This window comes from Mucilaginibacter sp. (assembly GCF_028288105.1).
Lineage (GTDB): Bacteria > Bacteroidota > Bacteroidia > Sphingobacteriales > Sphingobacteriaceae > Mucilaginibacter.
The window spans coordinates 1-2,523 of record NZ_JAQBOI010000110.1; the positions used below are offsets into that span (position 1 = coordinate 1).

The 2,523-nt window shown below is 39.6% G+C and carries 1 protein-coding gene; it reads left to right on the forward strand.

Going from position 1 to position 2,523, the window contains the following annotated elements:
• Positions 1-184: 184 nt before the first annotated feature.
• On the forward strand, positions 185-2,523 hold a 2,339-nt coding region (locus JWQ85_RS07865), incomplete at its 3' end, for a DUF5686 family protein (protein WP_299466501.1).

Below are 2,523 nucleotides of genomic sequence, written 5' to 3' on the forward strand. Positions count from 1 at the left end.
TTTCAATATCGGCAAGTTCCTGTTGTAAAACCGGCTGTAGTGTTTTATACATAATATATGAGTATTAAAGCCGCAAAATTAAACAATAACACGCAATTGAACGGTTATGTGAAACATTTAATATAAATTACGTGTAGCAAACAAACATTTTGCCGCTAAATAGCATTAACCGTAAAAACCCTATATGAGAAGATACGTACTTACCATTTTATTCATACTGGCAGTCTTTACCGTGTCGGCACAACAATATACGTTGTCGGGGCTTATTACGGGTCAAAAAAACGAGGCAGTGCCCTTCACATCTGTGTATATTCGTAACTCTACCTATGGCACTACTGCCAACGAAGAGGGCCGCTATCAGTTTAAGTTAAGCCCGGGCACTTATAATGTTACCTATCGCTTTACAGGTTACCAGGAGCTAACAGAAAACATTACCATTACCGACCATGATGAGGTGCATAATGTGCAGCTTCCGGATGAGATATTTAAGTTTAGCCAGATATCTGACAAGTGGAAACAAAACCTTGACCCCGGCGATACCATTATGCGCATGGTTATTAATAACCGTAAAGTGCACTTAGAAGAAGCAAACAGCTATTCATGTTCGGTTTATATAAAAGGTGTACAAAGGTTATTAAGCTCTCCAAAATCATTAACAAGCGCAGCGGTTAGGAAGGCCTTAGATCTTGATTCTAATGGCCGTGGGATACTTTATCAATCGGAGTTGCTATCTACTTTTAATTTTAAAAGGCCAAATAGAGTAAAAGAAGTTACTATTGCTTCAAAAGAAGCGGGTATAAATACCGCTTTTAGTTACAGCAAAGGATCAGATCTGCAGGTAAATTTTTATAATGATGTAATTAAAATAAATGGCTTAAGCAGCCGTGGCTATGTTTCGCCGGTGGCATCAAACGCGTTTACATTTTACAACTATAAACTAATTGGCAGCACTGTACAAAACGGCCGTACTATTGATAAAATAAAGGTAATTCCGCGGCGCGAAAACGGCCAGTATTTTCAGGGATATATTTATATAGTTGAAGGCGACTGGCGCATTTACACTGCAGATCTTTTGCTTACCAACAAAATGAATAGTCTTAATCTGGTTGATACGCTTAATATAAGCCAGCAATATATACCCATTACCGATAGTGTTTGGATGCCAACGGCCGTACAGCTCAACTTTAGCGGATCGGTATTAGGGTTTAAATTTGGCGGTTATTACCAGGGCATTTACAATAACTATAAAATTAACCCCACCTTCCCCGAAGGCTTTTTTAATGGCGAAGTATTAAGGATAGATACAGCCGCCAATAGTAAAATCAGCAATTACTGGAGCGCAAATCGCCCCGTACCCCTAACCCCGTTAGAAACCCGCGATTATCAAAAGAAAGACAGCCTTGCCGCCTACAAAAAAACAGACCAATATTTAGATTCGATACAACATACTAAAAACAACATTAACTACCCTGGTTATTTAATATTTGGGTACAGCGCCAGCAATCGCAGCGAAAAAGATTCCCTTTATGTTTTCCCTTTTCTACAAACGTTTTATTACAATACGGTAGAAGGTTTTGGAATAAATGCGAAAGTACGCTATACTCACGTAATTGATGAATTGCATTCGTACAGCATTACCCCGGCCGTACGTTATGGCTTTGGTAATAAACTTTTTAGCGCCAACATACACAGCGAGTACCTGAACGACCCATTCCATAACGCAAAATATTATGTAGACTTTGGCAGCGATGTGCTCGATCTGAATAACGTAGGCACCCGCTCTTTATATTTTAACACACTGAGTACATTACTATCAGAAAACAACTATGTAAAATATTACCGGTCGCAGTATGCGGGCTTTGGCTATCAGCGCGAGCTATGGAATGGTATTTTATGGATGGGCGGTTTAAATTATGCAAGCCGCAGTCAGTTATATAATACTTCTTTTGGCCATATACGGGATGTAAAAAACAAAGAGTACACCTCTAACAACCCATTAGCCCCACCGGGAACACCGGCTGACGACCATTCGTTTTTGTTCCCGCAGAACCAGGCTTTAACATTTAAAACATCGGTTACTTTCTCGTTCGATCAGCAATACATAACCAGGCCAACCGGTAAATTCAATTTACCATCAAAATATCCAACGCTTACCGTTAACTATCGTAAGGGGATAAAGAGCGTGTTGGGTTCTGATGTTGATTACGATTTTGCTTCGGCAGATATTTCTCAATCAAATATCCGGATCGGGCTAACCGGCTTCTCATCCTTCAAATTAACAGGGGGCGATTACTTTAATAACAACACCCTGTACTATATGGATTATTACCATTATTTAGGTAACCAGGGTACCACCTTCGATCCTACTTATATTGGCAGTTTCCACTTCCTGCCTTTTTATACCTACAGCACAAACGGCGCATTTTTCGAAGCTCACTATCAGCATAACTTTGCGGGATCAATATTAAATAAAGTGCCATTTGTAAGGAAATTAAAACTCGAAGAAGTAATAGGCGCCAACTA